Consider the following 19,465-nt stretch of genomic DNA (forward strand, 5'->3'; position numbering starts at 1 on the left):
GGCTCTCCTCAACCACCGACTACAAGAAACGGAGACTCGACGGGACCGCCGCCGTGTTGGGTGTCGAGCACGCGTCCGGACAACAATGAAAGACTCAAAATTGTTGCCAACAAGAACCCGCCCGCCCCGAGTGTCAACCACGCCACTTGCTTTCCGGTTGGCCGACGTGTGGACAGCAACCAAACAAACAGAACCATCATGACCAACCAACCGACACTGTTGCCGATAATCACCGGATCGCTGACCCAGGACATCGGTGCCACGCTCTTTGAGGACAGAATCAAACCAATTCCGGTGGCCATGCCGAGCGTCAACAACGGGACCGCGAGCACGACGGCCCACCAATTCCAACGGGCCAATTTTTGCAGATTCGGCAGGGTGAGACCATTGATCATGGTTTGGGCGGTTTTCAATCGACGGTGTTGGACCAAGTACATCAAACTCAAAATAAATGCCGACGCAACTCCGGCCATGCCGAGGACTAACAACGAGGCGTGCAACATTTTCCATTCGCGTTCCGCATCGAGCAAATCCTGCGGAGTGCTCTTGACGAAGGCACTAGCCGTGATCAAAACCAAGACCAGCGGCAACAGGAAGGGTCCCACGATGACGTCCCGATCCAAGGACATCAAGACCACGTAGAACATCATCGCCAACCAAGCCAGTACCAGCAACCAATCGTGCACGGAGCTCAACAGTGGTGGTAGGTTCGCATGTTGCGACCGCACCATCAAATACGCCGTGTGCGCGACCAGTCCTGCAACCGCGAACCCCAACATCAGCACGCGATTGACGGTCGACTGGCGAATCAAACGAACACATTCCAACCCGAGCGTCACTCCATAGCTCGCCAGGAAGCAGAACAGCGTCACCTGATTCAGGGAGGAAACCAATCCGCCCATACGAAAGCACTCCTCGGTCACATCGTACAAATCAATTCCATTGAGTCCAAGTTATTGTATGCTTTCAGTCCGGCCGGACAAAGGGTGAGAGAAATGGTGGCCGACCGAGACGATCCATACCGACTGCGTTTGTGCAGACATGTTCACGCAACCGTGGAAGGTGAAAACCGGGACGGTTACAATCGGGTGCCCTCTTTTACATCGTGCGGAGTCCTATGGTTGTTCCACTCGAAGCCTACGCCAGCTATGTGCCACGGCATTTGGTGGAGCGGTTCCAAGCCGACCCCGCTCCCCCACATGAACCGCGTGAGGAGAATCGAACGGCGGTTCTCCTCTTCGCCGACATTGCCGGCTTCACACGACTGACGGAAACCCTCGCCCAGGAAGACTCGGACGGAACCGAGAAACTCACAGGGATTCTGAATCGGTTTTTCGGACAGTTAATCGCGGTCGTTGAAGGCTTCGGCGGAGACGTGATCAAGTTTGCCGGTGATGCTTTGCTGGCGGTTTGGTCGGTGAAAGATGACGAGTTGCTGTCATCGGTGATGAGGAAAGCCATTCGATGCGCGTTAATGGCTCAACAGAAGCTCACGCCGTTTGAAGCCGAAGGCCAATCGCTCGCCATGCGGATCAGCGTGCATGCCGGTCCCGTCCGACTCTTGGAACTTGGCGGAGGTTTGGGACGCTGGGAACTGCTGATTCTAGGTGATCCCCTGCAGAAACTGTGCGGCACGGATTTACGATCCGACGTGGGAACCGTCGCGGTGTCTCGATCGGCTTGGGAACCAGTGAAAGATCAATTCGCAGGCGAGATTCGCGAAAACGGGTCTGTGGTCCTTGAGCCGTCCGTATCGAATGTCTCCATCGATCAGGCGACGAATCTCCCCATCGCACCGTCCATGGAAAGGGCGCTCCGAGCATTTATTCCCGGTGCTGTTGTCACACGGTTGGCATCCGGTTTGACCGATTGGCTCGCGGAACTGCGTTGGATCACGGCATTGTTCATTCATCTGCCGATGTTGGATTTCGACGTTCCCATTGAATCCGCTCAAGCGGTGCTGTTGGAATTGCAGCGGGTGATTTACCGCTTTGAAGGCAGCGTCAATAAGCTCTCGGTTGATGACAAAGGTGTGACAATGGTGGCGGCGTTTGGGTTGCCACCATTGTCTCACGAAGACGATCAACGACGAGCCGTGCAAACCGCGATCGCGTTGCGTGAGTTTCTCGACCAACCTGGTTGCGGCATTGGCATTGCCACGGGGCGAGTGTTTTGCGGTTCCGTCGGAGCACGAAGTCGGCGGGAATATACAATCATCGGCGATGCGGTGAATCTCGCCGCCCGATTGATGCAAGAGGCCAACGCCGACAATCGAATTCTCGTTGATGAATCGACGTGGCGAGCCTGCAAAAACAGTTTGCCATTTGGACCGGCGAATACGCTCCACTTGAAGGGCAAAGAGGGAGCAATCACCGCGTACGAACCGTTGCCAGACGTCCCCCCCACGCACGACAACGACTCGGAACCGTTTTCGTTTGTCGGCCGCCACGCGGAACGGGATATCATTCAGCATCGAATCGCGGCATTGGCACAGACTGAGAAACATGGCGTTGTGATCATCGAAGGCGAGGCGGGAATCGGAAAGAGTTTTCTGATCGATGAACTCATCCGGCAAGCGAACCACGAGGGAATTCGCGTGTGCCTGGGTGTTGGCAACGCCATCGAAAAATCGCTGCCATACGTCGGTTGGCAAGCGATTGCCGAAGAGTTGCTCACCGATGACTTCCAAGAAACTCACAAAGAACTCGCGGAAGTTTTTTCCTTGATGAACGCGATTGTGCCGCTCGGATTGCCGGAGACGGAAACGACTCGGCAAATGAGTGCCGCCGCCCGAGCCGACAACACGCGACAAATCCTGATTAAACTGATTCGCCATGCTGCCTCGAAGAATCAACTTTTGTTAATCCTCGACGATGCCCAATGGATCGACTCGGCATCCTGGGCGATTGTTCGATCGCTGGGCCCGGTGATCGAGCGATACAAACTACCGATCCTGCTTGTCATCGCCACACGTCCGTTTGATGACCAAACGCCAGAGGAATACGCCGCACTTCGGCAGTCGCCACAGGTCGACAAAATTGATTTGCTTCCGTTTTCTTACGAAGACTGCCAACGTCTCATTTGTGACCAACTGCAGACCGAATCGGCACCGAATGAGGTTGTCGATTGGATTTACCGTCGCAGCGAAGGTCATCCGTTGTATTGTGCGGAGCTGACGCATTTGCTCTGCGACACCGAACGGCTCCATGTTCAAGACGGTCTTCCCGAGTTGCAATGTTCGTTAGAGGAATTGGAACGTCTCAATTTTCCCGAAGCCGTACAGGGTGTTATCCGAGGCCGCTTGGACCGCCTCACGCCCGAACAACAAATGCTCGTCAAAACCGCGAGTATCGTGGGACGGATTTTTGAACTTCGCGTGGTGCGGTCGGCCTATCCCATCGAAACCAAACGCAACCTGCTGCCCAACTATTTGCAAACGCTGCAGCAGCGTGACATCACCATTCCAGAGCGACGTGTCGAACCGGCTCACGCCTTCAAACACGCCTTGATTCAGGAAGTTGCCTACAATTTGATGCTGGCCGAACACCGTCGGCGATTGCATCAGAGCGTGGCTATTTTCTACGAACGGTTGATCGAATCGGGCGAGCCCGTCGAAGGGTTGGCCAATGCGTATCCTCTGTTGGCATATCATTGGCAACGTGCCGAAGATGATCAGAAAACGCGGGAGTATGAACAACTCGCCGGTGAGTACGCCTTGCAAAACGCTGCCTATCGGGAGGCGAAAGCGTATCTCACCGATGCGTTAGCCAACTGGCGTCGGCATGTTGGTTCGGTCCCCGCGTTGCGACTAGCACGTCTGGAGCGACAAATTGGGGAAGCGTGCTTCGGATTAGGACAACTCACCGAAAGTCGACAACACTGCCTTGCTTCGCTTGAGGCACTCGAGGAAAGCGTTCCGACAACTAGCCTGGGTCAAGCCGGACGAATCGGGTTGCAAGTGACCCGCCATTTGGGACGCTGGGCATTGCGTGCCGCGAGGCTTCTTCGGGAATCGAAGGAAACGCCTGATCCGAACGAATCGCCAACACTCGAGGCGGCACGAGGATTCGATTTGCTCATGGAATTGAGTTATTTGGCGAACGATTCCAACGCAATGTTGTTTTCCGCAATGCGAATGCTGAACCTCGCCGAGCAAGCCGGTCCGTCACCGGAACTGGCCCGTGCTCGGGCGACCGTCGGGCTCACCGTTGGCCTGGTTCCGCTGAAACGTTCGGCAAACGCTCATTTCCGTGCGGCACGTCAAACGGCCGACGCGACGAGTCACCTGCCGTCGCAAGCGTGGGTGGCATTGCTCCAGGCGGTTTACCATGTCGGCCGAGGCGATTGGCAAATTGCTCGGGAATGCGTGGCGGAGTCCCGGGACCACTATCGTCGACTTGGAGACCGACGCAATCAAGGGTCATTATTTGCCATTGAAGGAGTCACGTATTTCTTCCGTGGCGACTACCAAACTGGTCTCGATATTTGGACCGACCTCCACGAATTTGCTAACCGAGGTGATGATGTCTTACAGCAAGCATGGGGGTACGGCGGACGGGCGTTGAACACGCTTCGACTGGGGGATGCCGCGACCGCAGCGGAATTGGCTCATCAAGGTTTGGAGCGGTTCCGCACCAATCGTGATTTCATTTCGGAAGTCACAACGCGAGGTGTTCTGACCGTGGCGAGTTTGCGGCTGGACGACTGGGACGCCGCCGCCACCGCGGCCGATCGAACTTGGCAGCAACTGCAAGAACTCGGACGACCATCGGCGTACTATCTTTTGGAAGCGTACTCCGCCGTCATCGAGTACCGAATGGCGACGGTTCGTCAGCGACATCGGACCGATGCGGAGACGATCAACTCTGTTCGCGAAGCTCTGCGAGCCCTGCAAACTTACGCGAAGGTGTTTCCCATTGGGCAACCGAGAACCTTGCTATGGAAAGGTCGATGGGCACTCCTGCAAGGTGAGAAATCTCAAGCCATCCGAAACTGGCAGCGAGCAATGACCATCGCCCGCGAACTGCAAATGGATGCCGAGGAACACACCGCGGAACGCGAACTGATGGCAGTCGATGCCAACCAACCCGCTGCGTCTACAGAACTTTGACGACGACCATCGTCACATCATCCTTCTGTTCGAAATGATCGGCAAACTCCACCGATTGTTGATAGAGCCGTCGAATGATCTCCCGGCTGCTCTCCGCACGGGATTCGTACAGCAAATCCAATGTTGGTTGCCAACCTAACATCTCTTGATCGGAATCAGACGTTTCCCGCAATCCATCGGTCGGAATAAACAAGATATCCCCCTGTGATAACGACACCGTTTCCGTGGTCGGTGAGGCATCGTTACGCAGCATTCCCAAAACCATTCCCGTATTCACAAGTTTTTCGACCGTCCCATTCGATCTCATCAAGCGAGCATCGTGACCGGCTCCCGCGTAGCGAAGTTTTCGTTTCCCCGGTTCGATCTGAACCAAGAACAACGAGACGAACGAACCTTCCGCCATGTCGTCGCAAAGATGACGATTTAGCTGGTTCAGACTTTCCGTGAGATCAAGCCCGCTCTGCAGCAACGCCCGCAAACACACACGGGTTTCCACCATGTGCAATGCCGGCCCGAGTCCATGCCCGCTCACATCGCCGACCGCAATCACCACCGAGCCATCGGCCAATGTGATAAAGTCGTAGTAGTCACCGCAGGCGAGTTCCGCAGAGTAGGCAGCTCCCGCGATTTCAAAACCCGGAATCACCGGCGATCCGGACGGATAAAGACGCTGCTGCACGCGTTCGGCCGCTTCAAGTTCTGCCAAAGCATGTCGATGTTTCATGCTGTCGGTTAAGTCGCGAAACGTAACGACCACACCAATCGTTTCATCACCGTCCTGAATGGGCGAAGCCGTGTACTCGACTGGAAAACCAGTTCCATCGGATCGCCAAAAAACTTCGTGGTCGACCTGCCGAGGTTGGCCGTCTCGTAGAACCGAATGAATCGGACATTCCTCGACTGGGTACGGGCTTCCGTCGGCATGCTTGAAATGCAAAACGTCGTGTTGTTTTTTTCCAACTAGTTCTTGCGCTGGCCATCCAATCATTTTGGCGCCGGCGGCGTTGATGAATGTTGTCCGCCCTTCGCAATCCAATCCATAGACGCCTTCGTTCACGGAATCCAAAATCAGCTGCAACCGATGGCTGACTTGCTCGCGTTCCTGTTCCGCCGCCACTCGATCGGTGATATCCGTAGAAATCCCCGACATCGCATAGATCCGACCTTGTTCGTCTCGCAGGGGAAACTTCACCGAAAGGTAAATGTGGATTCCATCGTCTTGGGGAACCACTTCCTGAAATTGGATCACTCGCCCTTCTTCCGCCACGCGACGGTCGTTCTCCTGAAAGGCAGCAGCGGTTTCGGCGGGGAAAACGTGATAATCGGTCTTCCCAACCATCTCCTCCTGTTCGACGGAAAACAGTTCGGCCCACTTCCGGTTGATGTGCAGATAACGCCCAGCCAAATCCTTCACGTAAATGACAGCGGAGGTATTATCGACCAAATCCCTCAGATACGGCTCACCATCGGGAACTGGTGGAAACTCCGCGTTCATAGAATTGGTTTCAGATTGGTCGTGTGAACCCACGGGGAACCTCGAAAGGATAGACGTCGTAACTGAATAGTCGACGACTGCACTCTACTTTACGAGAACTTCACGCTTGTTTCACGTGATCACCCGCGATTTTTGACCTGGAACACCGAAAAACAACACCAGAACAAAAGCACATTTTGATCCATATTCGTCCCCCCCATATCAGATTTTCGAAGAATCCCACAGACATTTTGGTTGCCTCTACGACAATCTGGCCGAGATTCACCCAACATTTCCTTGCGAACCGCCACCACCTGAGAACACACAAAGCCAACCAAGATAATGCCTTACAACACAAGCACCACCTTCCTCCACCTTCGGCACGCAATCTGCATCAAGGTTGATTCATAATTGAGACCACTACTGAGGACTTACCATGACAACCGCTACAGAGCTCGAAAGCCAAAAGCCAGTTCGCCGCGTGGAACCGCACGAGATTCAGAAAGACGCCCGCACCGCACCGCCGCTCTCAGACGAACAACGGATGGAGCGGTTGCGGAAAGTGACACGAACGATGGACGAAGCCTTCTCGCTGCCGGGCACGAACTTCCGTGTCGGTTGGGATTCCGTGATCGGCCTCGTTCCCGTCGTCGGCGACTTGGCAACCACGGTCGTCTCGGGATGGGTGATCCGGGAAGCTCGGCAAATGGGTATTTCCCGCTGGCAAGCCGTTCGGATGCTCGGCAACGTCGGCATCGACATGGTTGTCGGTCTTGTCCCCGGTCTGGGAGACGTGGCCGACGCCGCGTTCAAGGCCAATACGAAGAACATGAAGATTCTGGAAAAGCACGTCGAGAAGCAACAACGCAAAGCCGCGAAGTAGTGTGTTAGAACGCTCGACCTAAGAAAAAAGTCAGAACGCTGGGTTACCTGATCGTAACCCAGCGTTCTTTTTTGCAATCGCCGTTTTCAGCCAGTCGTGGGCGACCGATTAATCGGTGTTGCCGGCCCACTCTTGTAGGGATTTCACCTGTGGGATCGGATTCGCAGCGAGTGCTTCCAGGGCTTGGACGACAGCCAAACAACCGGGGAGCGTGGTGACACACGGAACGCCATAGGCGACGGCGGCGGAGCGAATTTGTCCTTCATCGGTGCGAGCACCTTTGCCGCTGGGCGTGTTAAAGATGAACTGCACTTCGCCGTTAGCCATCTTGTCGAGAATGTTCGGTCGCCCTTCTTGCACCTTGCGGACCGTCTCAATCTCCACACCGGCTTCGCGGATCGTCTGAGCGGTCCCCGATGTGCCGATAAGGTTGTAACCCAGTGCGTGCAACCGTTTGGCCGCGTCGACAACTCGGGACTTGTAGCGGTGAGCCATCGAGATGAATACCGTTCCTTCCATCGGCAACGATGACCCGGCAGCAACTTGGCTTTTCGCAAACGCGAGCGGGAAGGAATCGTGAATGCCCATCACTTCGCCGGTCGAACGCATCTCCGGTCCCAGGATGATGTCCACACCCGAGAACCGATTGAACGGGAACACGCTTTCTTTCACCGAGCAGTGCCCGGGGGTGATTTCTTCGATGATGCCTTGATCCGTCAGTGAAATTCCCGCCATGACTTTCGCGGCGATTCGAGCCAGCGAACGGTTGGTCGCCTTGGAAACAAACGGAGCCGTCCGGCTGGCACGCGGGTTGACTTCCAAGATGTAAACCGTGTAGTTCGTGCCCGCGGACCAAATTCCGCTGGCATCGGCAGGTGGTTCGTCTTCTTCCCCAATGTCGATTTTGACCGCGAACTGCAAATTCATCAGTCCACGCACATCGAGTTCTTTGGCCAGGGCGTAAGTCGCTTGCTTAATTTCGTCGATGACTTCGTCGGGCAGTGAGTGAGGCGGCAATGCACACGCGGAATCTCCTGAGTGGACACCGGCTTCCTCGATGTGCTCCATCACGCCGCCAACCAACGCGATTTCACCGTCGGCAATACAATCGACATCGACTTCAATCGCGTCTTCCAAGAACTTGTCGATCAGCACCGGTTTCTCCGGCGAAGCATCGACGGCTTCTCGCATGTATCGCACGAGTTGGCTTTGATCGTAGCAAATCTCCATGGCTCGTCCGCCGAGCACGTAACTCGGCCGCACCAAGACCGGATACCCGATTCGATCCGCAATGGCACGGGCGGCATCGGCGTTGGTCGCGGTGCCGTTCGGCGGTTGACGCAAATCCAGTTTCTGCAGGATCGCTTGGAAACGGTCGCGGTCTTCGGCGGCGTCGATCATGTCTGGACTTGTCCCGATGATCGGCACCCCCGCGGCTTCCAACCCCCGAGCCAAGTTCAGCGGTGTCTGCCCACCAAACTGGACGATTACACCATCCGGTTCGAGACGGTCGTAGATATTAAGGACGTCTTCAGTCGTGAGCGGTTCGAAGAACAGCATGTCGCTGGTGTCGTAGTCGGTCGAAACCGTTTCTGGGTTCGAGTTGACCATCACACTTTCGATGCCGAGTTCCTTCAACGCGAACGCCGCCTGACAGCAGCAGTAATCGAACTCGATCCCCTGCCCGATCCGGTTCGGTCCGCCACCGAGGATCATCACCCGTGTGTGCGGCGAGGAATGGTTCGCATGTTCCGGAATCGGCTCCCCCTTCGGTCCGCGTTCGGTGCCGGGTGTTTCGTCCTCGTCCTCGTAGGTGGAATAGTAATACGGTGTGTAGGCTTCAAATTCGGCCGCACAAGTATCGACCAGTTTGAACGTCGCCGCGATCCCCAGCTTCTTCCGGCGACGACGGACATCCATTTCGGTGGAATTCCACCAGAGCGCGAGTTGTTTGTCTGAGTACCCGGCGCGTTTGGCTCGACGAATCAGATCCGCGTCGATGTCTTCCAACCGCTCGAACTGACGAAGTTCATCTTCCAATTCGACCAATTCACGGATGTGATGCAAGAACCACGGGTCAATTCCGGTAAGTTCCTGAATGGTCTCGACGGTCATTCCGGCTTTAAATGCAAAGCGGAGGAAGAAGATGCGATCGGATTGCGGCACGGAAAGTTTCCGGCGGATTTCGTCTTCGGCCGGCTGATTTTCGCCGCCCCACAAGTCGGGTTTGCCCCCGCTGAGGCCGAACGCACCGATCTCCAACCCTCGCAACGCCTTCTGGAACGATTCCTTGAACGTCCGTCCGATCGCCATGGTTTCGCCAACGCTTTTCATCGAGATCGTCAGCGTGGGGTCGGCTTCGGGGAATTTTTCGAAAGTCCAACGAGGAATTTTCGTGACGACATAATCAATCGTCGGCTCGAAACAGGCGAGCGTTTCGCGAGTGATGTCGTTGCGGATTTCGTCCAAACGATAGCCGACCGCCAACTTCGCAGCGATTTTGGCAATTGGGAAACCGGTGGCTTTCGAGGCGAGTGCCGACGAACGGCTCACTCGCGGATTCATTTCGATGATCGTCATCCGCCCGGTTTTCGGATTGACGGCGAACTGCACGTTCGACCCGCCAGTTTCCACACCGATCTCCCGCATGCAGGCGATCGTCGCGTCCCGCATGCGTTGGTATTCTTTGTCAGTCAGCGTTTGAGCCGGGGCGACCGTGATGGAATCCCCCGTGTGCACGCCCATCGGATCGAGGTTTTCGATGGCACAAATGATGACGACGTTGTCGGCCACGTCACGCATCACTTCCATCTCGTACTCTTTCCAGCCGAGAATGGATTCCTCTAACAGCACTTCGCCGGCTGGCGAAAGTTTCAGCCCCTGCCGAACTTTCGACTCAAATTCCTCTTTGTTGTAAGCAACACCGCCGCCCGCGCCACCGAGCGTGTAGCTCGCACGGATGATCATCGGCAGACCGATCTCACGAAGTGCCTGCCGGGCTTCATCGAGGTTCCGCACGATCTGGCTGCGTGGTACATCCAAACCGATTTTGACCATCGCTTCCTTGAACGACTCGCGTTCTTCGGCCTTGGCGATGACTTCCTCTTTGGCACCGATCAGTTCCACGCCGAGTTGCTGCAGAATCCCACGGCGTGCGAGATCCATCGCCGTGTTCAAGCCGGTCTGGCCACCAAGTGTGGGCAAGAGCGCATCGGGTTTTTCTTTTTCGATCACCTTCTGGACGTATTGCCAGGTAATCGGCTCCACGTAGGTGCGGTCGGCCACCTCCGGGTCAGTCATGATGGTCGCCGGGTTGGAATTGACCAGCACAACTTCGTACCCTTCTTCCCGCAAGGATTTGCACGCTTGCGTTCCGGAGTAGTCGAATTCGCAGGCTTGGCCAATCACAATAGGGCCAGAACCGATGATCAGAATTTTTTGGATGTCGTCGCGTCGAGGCACGGGAGGATGGCGGGTTGGAGGATGAATTCAGGATGTGCGCATTCGCAGCGCAAAATTTCACCAACACTAGCAAGCTCCGCCGGAGATTCAAGTTTGAACGACCTGTTTGAAGCGAGTTGACACCGAATTCGCGAGTGAAACCGGAAGAGCCGATCCGAATACGCCAAATTTCAGGAGTATCCACAAAACCATGAGCCGATTCGACGCCCCGATGTTTCAACCCCATTGGTTGATTCGTGGCGGGCACGCCCAAACGATTGCCGGAACGTATCTGCGATCGGTCGACAAACTCGAAGAAACGATCGTCCATCGCGTATCGCTACCCGACGGCGATGTGCTCTTGCTTCACGAAAACCGTCCCTCGTCTTGGCAACCGGAAGACCGGGTCACACTGCTACTTCCGGGCCTAACGGGTTGTCACCAAAGCGGTTATCTACGACGAACAGCGTGCAAACTCAATACGCGTGGCGTGCGAACCTTTCGGTTTGATCCGCGTGGATGGGGAGCTGGCGAAGGCATGTCGGTCGGTTGGGCACACGGCGGTCGCACGGACGATCTGGCCGCCTGCATCGACTTCATCGTCAACCTTGCACCGCAATCGATGCTGTCGGTCGCGGGGTTTTCGCTGTCTGGGAATATCTTGTTGAAGTATCTCGCAACTTTCCCAAACCGGCCAAAACAACTTGAACGAGCTATCGCATCGTGCCCCGCGATTGACTTGGCTGCCTGTGCCGATCGCCTGGATCAACCGTTGATCAACCGCACGTACGGCCGACATTTTCTGCGTTCCCTGTCCGCCCATGTGCAAAAACGCGGCGAATGGCCAACGGAATTCGAAAAAACCGCTTGGCAGAACTGGACACTTCGTGATTTCGACGAACGCCTGACCGCTGCACGGGCCGGTTTCGCCAGTTCCGCCGACTACTACCGCGAGAGTAGTTCCAAACCCCACCTGCCGCAAATCGACGTTCCGACACTGATTATCGCCGCCGAAGACGACCCCGTGGTCCCGGGTGACTCGTTCGCAGACCTGAAGATCTCGCCCTGCACGAATCTGCATCTCACGAAATACGGCGGCCACCTCGGTTATATTGGGCGACGTGGAATTGACCCCGATCAGCGTTGGCTCGACTGGCGAATTGTCGATTGGCTCCTGCCCGACGCCTCTAAATAACTCCTAATTACCTACAAGCCATACACCGCATGAACACAACGAACCGCTGGGAATTCTGGATCGACGTCGGTGGCACATTCACCGACTGTATTGCCCGTTCCCCGAAAAACGAACTGCAAACGCTGAAAACACTGAGTTCCGGTGTCATCAAAGGGCAAATCGAATCCCTTTCCGATTCGACGACGTTCGTTGATCCCCTAAGCATCGTCGGACCAGCCGATTTTTGGCGGGGCTACGACGTTCGATTTCTAGATTCCGCCGGTCGCCCGACGCACACATCGCGTGTGAGCCAGTCCGAGGGACCCACGGGAACTCTCACGCTCGCAGACGAGTTGCCGGACGGTGTCGGTGTCGGCACGTCTTACGAACTGACATCCGGCGAACCGGCACCGATCGTGGCGATTCGTCGAATCCTCGGCGTGCGATTGGACGAACCGATCCCGCCCGTTTCGCTGAAACTCGGCACCACTCGCGGCACCAACGCCCTACTCGAACGTAAAGGAGCCCGTACAGCATTCATCACGACCCGTGGTTTTGCTGACGTGCTGCTCATTGGGAACCAGAACCGCCCGCGATTGTTTGACCTAGCGATTGAGAAACCATTTCCGTTGTTCGAAACGGTGGTCGAAATCGACGAACGACTCGCCGACGACGGCTCGGTTCTCTCCCCGTTAGACACCGCTGCCGCTCGGAACGAGTTACAACGATTGCACGCCGATGGTGTGGAATCCATCGCGATTTGCCTGCTACACGCCTTCGCGAACCCAGAACACGAACAGCAAGTCGCGGCGATCGCCCATGAGGTTGGTTTCGACGAAGTCAGTGTGTCCAGCCGATTAGCCCCGTTGATCAAGATCGTCTCACGGGGCGATACCACGGTGATGGATGCGTATCTCAATCCGATCCTCCGAGATTACGTCAGCACCATTCGGCACGCGCTCGGTGACTCGAAATCCGAGTCGCGGTTGCAACTCATGACCTCGGCCGGCGGATTGGTCGGTGGTGATCAATTCGTCGGCAAAGACAGCATTCTCTCAGGACCGGCCGGTGGTGTGATTGGATTTTCCCGCGTCGCGATGGCGGCGGGATTCCCGAAAGCGATCGGTTTCGACATGGGTGGAACCAGCACCGATGTCGCACGTTTTGACGGTTCACGTGGCGATCATCGCTACGAAATGGAATACGAGACCGAAAAAGCCGGTGTGCGGGTGGTGGCTCCGATGCTCGCCATCGAAACCGTCGCGGCGGGCGGCGGAAGTTTGTGCGGATTCGATGGTGTGAAACTCTTCGTCGGACCGGAAAGTGCCGGTGCGGTGCCCGGTCCGGCATGTTATGGACGCGGCGGACCGCTCACTGTGACGGACGTCAATTTGTATCTCGGTCGAATCCTCCCTGCTCGATTCCCCTTCCCACTCGATCGCGAGGCTGTCGAACAACGGTTGCAAACGCTCTGTGACCAAATCGCTGCTTCCCCGTTGGGAGCGGACTACACGCCGACGAAGCTCGCGGCTGGTTTCGTCGAAATCGCCAACGCAAACATGGTCCGGGCGATTCGGCGAATTTCCGTCGCCAAGGGTTACGATCCGAGTGAATATGCCCTCGTCACGTTCGGGGGTGCGGGGGCTCAGCATGCGTGTGAAATTGCCGACCAACTCGGTGTTCAACACATCCTCATTCACCCGTTCGCAGGTATTTTGAGTGCCTATGGAATCGGCTTGGCGGATGTCCGCCGATTCGCGGAACACTCGGTGTTGCAAGCGGGAACCGATGACGCGCTTCAAGAACTTTCCGCAACTTTCGAGGAGATGGAATCGCGTCTCAAAACGGAAATCGAAGCGGCTGGCGTTCCCACCGAGTACATCCAACCGCCGCGACGGTCGCTGGATTTGAGGTATGCGGGCGTGGAGTCGGTCATCAATATCCCGATGGAAAAGGCCGACACGATTGCGGACATTCGCAGCCGATACGAACAACAACACGAACAGCGTTACGGTTACGCTCATCGCAGCCGAGAACTGGAAATCACCGCCGCTCGGGTTGAGATGATCGGTTCCACACCCGAACCGCCGGATCGAATTGCCGATCGCGTGCCCCGCACTCCAACCCCCACCGAGTCGACCCGCGTGGTCTTTGGTGAGACGGAACACGCAACCGGTGTTTATCTCCGATCCGACTTACAACCCGGAGACACGATTGCCGGGCCCGCGATCATCTGCGAACCAACCTCGACGGTGATCGTCACCCCCGACTACACCGCCACCATTCAAACTCGCGGCGAAATCTTGTTGGCACGGCAGAACGCCAACTCCGGCCCCATCTCACGCGACTCGGGCTCCAAGGCCGACCCCGTTTTGCTAGAAATTTTCAACAACTTGTTCGCGTCCATCGCCGAGCAAATGGGACTCACGTTGCAACAGACGTCGTGCTCGACGAACGTCAAGGAACGCCTCGATTTTAGTTGTGCGATTTTCTCGCCGACAGGTGATTTGGTCGTCAATGCCCCGCACATTCCGGTGCACCTGGGAGCGATGAGCGAAACCGTCAAACGGATTCTGAAAGACTGCGGTCCAGAGATGCAGCCGGGCGATGTGTTCGTCACCAACGATCCGTACCGCGGCGGCTCCCACCTGCCGGATGTCACCGTGGTCACGCCGGTTTACGATGAAAGCGCAGCCGAACTTCTGTTCTTCACCGCCAGCCGAGCCCATCATGCGGAGATCGGCGGTATCGTGCCGGGAAGCATGCCGCCGTTCTCGAAGAACTTAGCCGAGGAAGGCGTGTTGATCCGCAATGTCAAGCTGATCGCACAGGGCGAATCGCGGGAAGACGAATTACGAGCGTTGCTGCAAAGCGGATCGTATCCATCACGATCCGTGGCAGACAATCTTGCCGATGTCTCCGCTCAAGTGGCGGCCAATACGAGTGGAGTCCGGCAGCTTCGCGACTTGATCGAACACTATTCGTTGCCGGTCGTGCAGGCGTACATGGGACACATTCAGCGGGCGGCGGCCGAGAAAATGCGGCTCGCGTTGCGGGGCTTGCCCGACGGCGAACACCGCTTCACCGATCACCTCGACGACGGTTCGCCGATTTCGGTAACGGTGTTTATTGATGGCGACTCCGCCCGAGTTGATTTCACCGGCACTGGTGAGGTGTTGCCGACGAATCTGAACGCGAACCGGGCCATCGTCACCGCTGCCGTGTTGTACGTGTTTCGATGTCTGATCAACGAAGACATTCCCCTCAACAGCGGCGTGCTTGATCCCGTCGAAATCGTGCTGCCGGAGTGTTTGCTCAATCCGCCCGAACACGACGATCCCGCCGAGTGTGCCGCAATGGTCGGCGGGAACGTGGAGACGTCGCAGCGGGTGGTCGATGTGCTACTCGGTGCCCTTGGACTTGCGGCGGCCAGTCAAGGCACGATGAACAATCTCACCTTCGGCGACGACACGTTCGGTTATTATGAAACCATCTGTGGCGGCAGCGGAGCGACCAAAGACGCTGGCGGAGCCGATGGCGTGCATACGCACATGACGAACACGCGGCTGACGGATGTGGAAGTCATCGAACGTCGCTATCCGGTCCGGATTCACTCGTTCGGTATGCGACGGGGCTCCGGCGGAGACGGCCAGAAAACCGGCGGTGACGGCATTGTTCGCGAAATCGAATTCTTGAAACCGCTTCGTGTGTCGATGCTCTCCGAACGTCGCGGGGAGTTCACACCGTTCGGTTTGGATGACGGAACAAACGCCGCCGCCGGTCGCAATTCACTGCGTCGCGGCGGCGGGTCGGATGTCGAAGACTTGGGTGGCAAATTCTCGATCGATGTCGAGCCGGGCGATGTGCTCATCATCGAAACACCCGGTGGCGGCGGGTTTGGAGTCTAGGAATCAGGAGGCAAGCATCAGGAGTCAGCGAATTGAACTGTCCCCTGCCTCCTGACCAACTACTCGACCGTGACTTTGGTCATCGTGTCGCCGACTTCGATGCTGTTCACGACATCTTGGCTTTCTTGATCGACAACTTTGCCGAAGACCGAGTGACGGTTGTCCAAGTGCGGCGTGGGCACGTGCGTGATGAAAAACTGGCTGCCGTTGGTATTCGGGCCGGCGTTGGCCATCGAGAGAATGCCTGGCGAATCGTGCTTCAAGTCGGGATGGAATTCATCCTCGAACTTGTACCCCGGTCCCCCGGTGCCTGTGCCTTGTGGGCAGCCGCCTTGGATCATGAAGTCCTGGATGACACGGTGAAATTTCAAACCGTCGTAAAATCCATCCTTGGCGAGTTTCTCGAAATTCTCCACAGTTTTTGGGGTCTTGTCGTCATAAAGTTCCAGACGAATCGTGCCTTTGTTGGTTTCGATCGTCGCGTTTTTCATCGTCACTATCCTGTCATCAAATTCCTGTGTGGGTCCATTCAACAGCGGTCACTATAGCGAATCCCCATTCAAGGCACCACTGGCCGACTCGTCGTCGATCCGGCGGATCGGTTCGGTAGTCGCTATCTTTCGAGCTAGGAGATCGCAGGCGATTCCGAAGATGGTCCACAGAAACAACATTGCCACGATTCGCGAGACCCAATCCGCACCGTTGGCGGTTAAGGCGTATATTGAGGTGTACGCACCAAACACCAGGAAAAATCCCCAACGGACGGCACGATGTTGTTTTTGCTGCTCGTCATGCGGCTTTCTGGATGGGCCACGCGGATGAGCGTTCCACGGCCACAATGCAGCCACATACAAAAAGATGTAGAATGCGCCGAACATGGCAATCGTAACCAAGACACGTGCTGCAAGATCGGGATCGTGGAAGAGGAATGTGAAAACCGGTTTGGCAGATTTCATCCCAAGAAACCAAGCGGCTGGCCCTAAGAACAGCATGGCCGCCCCCGCCACGTTCGCCACCCACTTCCACGCAAACCGATGCTCCCACGCCGTTCGCCGAGGCAAATCGATGAAGGTGAGAAAGTCGATCCACCGTTTTCTCGACTCTTCGGTGAAACCCACGGATGCCCGGTATTCTTGATACTCGTCGCCGGGGAATACCAACAGCAATGCCGACGCGTTCGGATAGAGTTTTTTTCCACCGAAGGTCGTGTGCCAGGACGGCCCCAGATACCATTCGACTTTCGACAGGCTAGCGTATTCAGACCGTTGATTTCCGAGGCGGATCGTTAAATGTCCGTTATTCACAAACACACGCGGTCGACCCAATCGGTAGCCCAATGCTTGGGCCACACTGTAGAGCAGACACATGGGAGCGAAGAATACTTGCATTGCCAATAAGGCTTCGACAGCTCCTTCCCAACCTGCTCTTCGAAAGGCGAACCAGAACATGAGGCCGCCGAAGGTCAGGTTTGTTGAAAGCCAATAGAACAAGAACGATTGCCCGAAAGCGGTCCAAGGGCTGAACGGCATGGTTTCTTCGAGTTCGAGGCCAGACTTCGCCGCGGAATACAACGTCTGCGAATGGGCCTTCAAGCACGCTTCGCAATAAGCGTGGCCATCCCAGAGCGGTAGAATTGGCTCGACGTCGGTACTGGCACCACAGCGATGACACTCATTTGTTTGTCTGACTGGTTCCCGATCCACAATTCTGAACTCCGAACCGATGATTCTCAATCACTGCTGATATTCTCTTCGACAACGACCGAATCACCCACACGGATCTTGCCGCCTTGGATGACGATGGCGGTGATTCCGCCGTGACCGCGCATGGCGTTGTAGCCGCCGGGGCCGAGTTTTTCTTCCATCAGCGAACACGGCACACACAGGCCGCTGCCTTCCAAGAGGCACTCACCGATGCGGAATCGGCGGTCTTTGAGAGCGAGCAGATTGATGTCGGAGACGACAAGGTTTCGCCGCAGCAGTCCCGGTCCGACGGACTCGCGATGCACGAGTGATGCGACCGCCGGCAGATGCTCCGATTGGATTAGCGTCACTTGGCGTTTCGATTGGCCACTGTTGGCGTGATGCTCACCGACGATGCCCGTCCCAGCTTGCAGTTCGGCTTCCTTCAGTTCTGCAAGCGGTGCACGACGCGACGGAGCTGCACCGATCCAGCCCAATCGTCCGATTTGTGGCAAAGTCGATTTATAGTCTTCGATTGTCTTCATCCGGATCACCTTACATCACGTCAAAACGCACGCATGAACTACATGTATGCATAGGGCAAGTTGTTTTTTGGCAACACTTTCATTTTATACAACATCGCGTTTCAAAAGCGATACAGCTTAAAAAAACTGCAAAATCCGCTGGACAACGTCAGAACTTATACTAGCTTTCATCTAGCGATTTTTGGAGTTTACTAGGAACTGAATAATTTCAACATAAATAATTACGGGCCATTCGTGAGATACATCTGGACGCCGCAACGTGCAGCGTCCTAGAGGACCTTCTGAAACCGTGGGTCTTCGATAAAGGCACCCTCGTCGTGAGACGAGTCCGCAAAGCTATGGATCTTGTTCTGAAGTGAGTTTTCAATCATTCGGGATCTTCTGAGTCGACTAGCACTCGTACGTCCTAGTCAACTCAGTCTGAATGCCCAACCGCTTGAAATCCGCCTTGCTCAAGACCGCCAAGCTACCGAAAAGGTTTCACTTCATGACAGAAGGGACCGTAAATGGACCGCATCACCTCACCAGTCTATCCACAGACTCCTGCTCCACCAAAACGGTGTGCAATTCGCCGCACTACGCAGTTGAGCCGACTCGTCTTCGCGGGATGCATCGCTGCACTCTGCATTTCAAGCCCACTATGGGCTCAAGACGCGCCTCAACCGGACGTCTTTCTAATTGAAGAAGATTGGGAACTCAAAATCGGCGTACCCGACCCAGCGCTTGAGGCACCACAAATCACTGCCACAATTTCGCCGCGTGGCAATCTCAACGGGATTCACTCCGTTTTAGAACTCAACAACGCCACATTAGACGAATATGCGAGTGGGGGAATTCAACTGCAAAGTTGGATTGGTGAGTTTGATGGAAACATTCGCAACTTCCCTAAGTTTCAATTGCTATCCACCCCTGATGAAACAATTACGTGGACAATGCAAATGAAGCATAATGGCGACCACGAGGTGAAGTTTGAAGTCCTTAACGGTCGCTCTACGACCTGGGGAAATTTCGGTGGCCAAGGGTTCCTCAAATTCAATGCGTCTACGGTCTTGCATGACCTCAACCAATACGATCCTGATGTTAGCGTGGCGAATTCTCGTATCGGCTATGCCTCTCATCGTGTCAAACTCTTCTGCCTAAGTGAAATTCGCTACTATGACGCGAGCGGCCAACTCATCAAAACCGACACCACTGATCGCTGCATTCATCAATACAACCCGACCGAAGTTCAATAGAAGTTCGATTCAA

At 55.8% G+C, this 19,465-nt stretch carries 11 protein-coding genes and 1 riboswitch; of the genes, 5 read left to right on the plus strand and 6 right to left on the minus strand.

The features are described 5' to 3' along the window. Positions 1–8: 8 nt before the first annotated feature. Positions 9–902: a cytochrome c biogenesis protein CcsA gene (gene ccsA, locus G6R38_RS17000; RefSeq protein ID WP_166828504.1), complete on the minus strand. Its 894-nt coding sequence runs from the start codon at positions 900–902 to the stop codon at positions 9–11. A 215-nt stretch (positions 903–1,117) separates the two neighbouring features. Between ccsA and G6R38_RS17005 the strand changes: the two genes are divergently transcribed. Beyond that, on the plus strand, positions 1,118–5,110 hold the full coding sequence (locus G6R38_RS17005) for an adenylate/guanylate cyclase domain-containing protein (protein ID WP_166828507.1): 3,993 nt from the start codon (positions 1,118–1,120) through the stop codon (positions 5,108–5,110). Here G6R38_RS17005 and G6R38_RS17010 read toward each other — a convergent pair. Then, positions 5,097–6,605, minus strand: a complete 1,509-nt coding sequence (locus G6R38_RS17010) for a SpoIIE family protein phosphatase (RefSeq protein WP_166828510.1) — start codon at positions 6,603–6,605, stop codon at positions 5,097–5,099. The genes G6R38_RS17005 and G6R38_RS17010 overlap by 14 nt on opposite strands. A 415-nt stretch (positions 6,606–7,020) precedes the next feature. Here G6R38_RS17010 and G6R38_RS17015 point away from each other — a divergent pair, with 415 nt between their 5' ends. Next, on the plus strand, positions 7,021–7,467 hold the full coding sequence (locus G6R38_RS17015; RefSeq protein WP_166828513.1) for a DUF4112 domain-containing protein: 447 nt from the start codon (positions 7,021–7,023) through the stop codon (positions 7,465–7,467). Positions 7,468–7,575: 108 nt separating this feature from the next. Here G6R38_RS17015 and carB read toward each other — a convergent pair whose 3' ends face one another. Next, entirely contained in the window at positions 7,576–10,929 is a 3,354-nt protein-coding gene (gene carB, locus G6R38_RS17020) for a carbamoyl-phosphate synthase large subunit (protein ID WP_166828516.1), read from the minus strand. Between the two features lie 190 nt (positions 10,930–11,119). Here carB and G6R38_RS17025 point away from each other — a divergent pair, with 190 nt between their 5' ends. Together G6R38_RS17025 and G6R38_RS17030 are read left to right on the plus strand one after the other, a co-directional pair. Then, entirely contained in the window at positions 11,120–12,103 is a 984-nt protein-coding gene (locus G6R38_RS17025; RefSeq protein WP_166828520.1) for a YheT family hydrolase, read from the plus strand. A 29-nt stretch (positions 12,104–12,132) separates the two neighbouring features. Further along, positions 12,133–15,990, plus strand: coding sequence for a hydantoinase B/oxoprolinase family protein (locus G6R38_RS17030; protein ID WP_166828525.1), 3,858 nt, complete (start codon positions 12,133–12,135; stop codon positions 15,988–15,990). 59 nt (positions 15,991–16,049) lie between these two features. On the opposite strand, the gene G6R38_RS17035 is transcribed toward G6R38_RS17030, so the two are convergent. The 3 genes from G6R38_RS17035 to G6R38_RS17045 are packed head-to-tail and all read right to left on the minus strand — an operon-like array spanning position 16,050 to position 18,217. Next, positions 16,050–16,481: a peptidylprolyl isomerase gene (locus G6R38_RS17035; protein WP_166828528.1), complete on the minus strand. Its 432-nt coding sequence runs from the start codon at positions 16,479–16,481 to the stop codon at positions 16,050–16,052. 51 nt (positions 16,482–16,532) lie between these two features. Continuing rightward, on the minus strand, positions 16,533–17,693 hold the full coding sequence (locus G6R38_RS17040; RefSeq protein WP_166828531.1) for a hypothetical protein: 1,161 nt from the start codon (positions 17,691–17,693) through the stop codon (positions 16,533–16,535). Positions 17,694–17,719: 26 nt separating this feature from the next. Next, entirely contained in the window at positions 17,720–18,217 is a 498-nt protein-coding gene (locus tag G6R38_RS17045) for an MOSC domain-containing protein (protein ID WP_166828534.1), read from the minus strand. 295 nt (positions 18,218–18,512) lie between these two features. Then, a riboswitch (cyclic di-GMP riboswitch) is annotated at positions 18,513–18,691 on the plus strand. Between the two features lie 32 nt (positions 18,692–18,723). Here G6R38_RS17045 and G6R38_RS17050 point away from each other — a divergent pair. Then, positions 18,724–19,452: a hypothetical protein gene (locus G6R38_RS17050; protein ID WP_166828537.1), complete on the plus strand. Its 729-nt coding sequence runs from the start codon at positions 18,724–18,726 to the stop codon at positions 19,450–19,452. The last annotated feature ends 13 nt before the right edge of the window (positions 19,453–19,465 follow it).

Source organism: Thalassoroseus pseudoceratinae, from assembly GCF_011634775.1.
GTDB classification, from domain to species: Bacteria; Planctomycetota; Planctomycetia; order Planctomycetales; family Planctomycetaceae; genus Thalassoroseus; species Thalassoroseus pseudoceratinae.

Bases quoted from the DNA above. Each gene is read 5' to 3' on its own strand.
- G6R38_RS17030 (WP_166828525.1), top strand. From the start codon at position 12,133: ATGAACACAACGAACCGCTGGGAATTCTGGATCGACGTCGGTGGCACA.
- G6R38_RS17045 (WP_166828534.1), bottom strand. From the start codon at position 18,217: ATGAAGACAATCGAAGACTATAAATCGACTTTGCCACAAATCGGACGA.
- G6R38_RS17025 (WP_166828520.1), top strand. From the start codon at position 11,120: ATGAGCCGATTCGACGCCCCGATGTTTCAACCCCATTGGTTGATTCGT.
- G6R38_RS17015 (WP_166828513.1), top strand. From the start codon at position 7,021: ATGACAACCGCTACAGAGCTCGAAAGCCAAAAGCCAGTTCGCCGCGTG.
- G6R38_RS17035 (WP_166828528.1), bottom strand. From the start codon at position 16,481: ATGAAAAACGCGACGATCGAAACCAACAAAGGCACGATTCGTCTGGAA.
- G6R38_RS17010 (WP_166828510.1), bottom strand. From the start codon at position 6,605: ATGAACGCGGAGTTTCCACCAGTTCCCGATGGTGAGCCGTATCTGAGG.
- G6R38_RS17050 (WP_166828537.1), top strand. From the start codon at position 18,724: ATGGACCGCATCACCTCACCAGTCTATCCACAGACTCCTGCTCCACCA.
- G6R38_RS17005 (WP_166828507.1), top strand. From the start codon at position 1,118: ATGGTTGTTCCACTCGAAGCCTACGCCAGCTATGTGCCACGGCATTTG.
- ccsA (WP_166828504.1), bottom strand. From the start codon at position 902: ATGGGCGGATTGGTTTCCTCCCTGAATCAGGTGACGCTGTTCTGCTTC.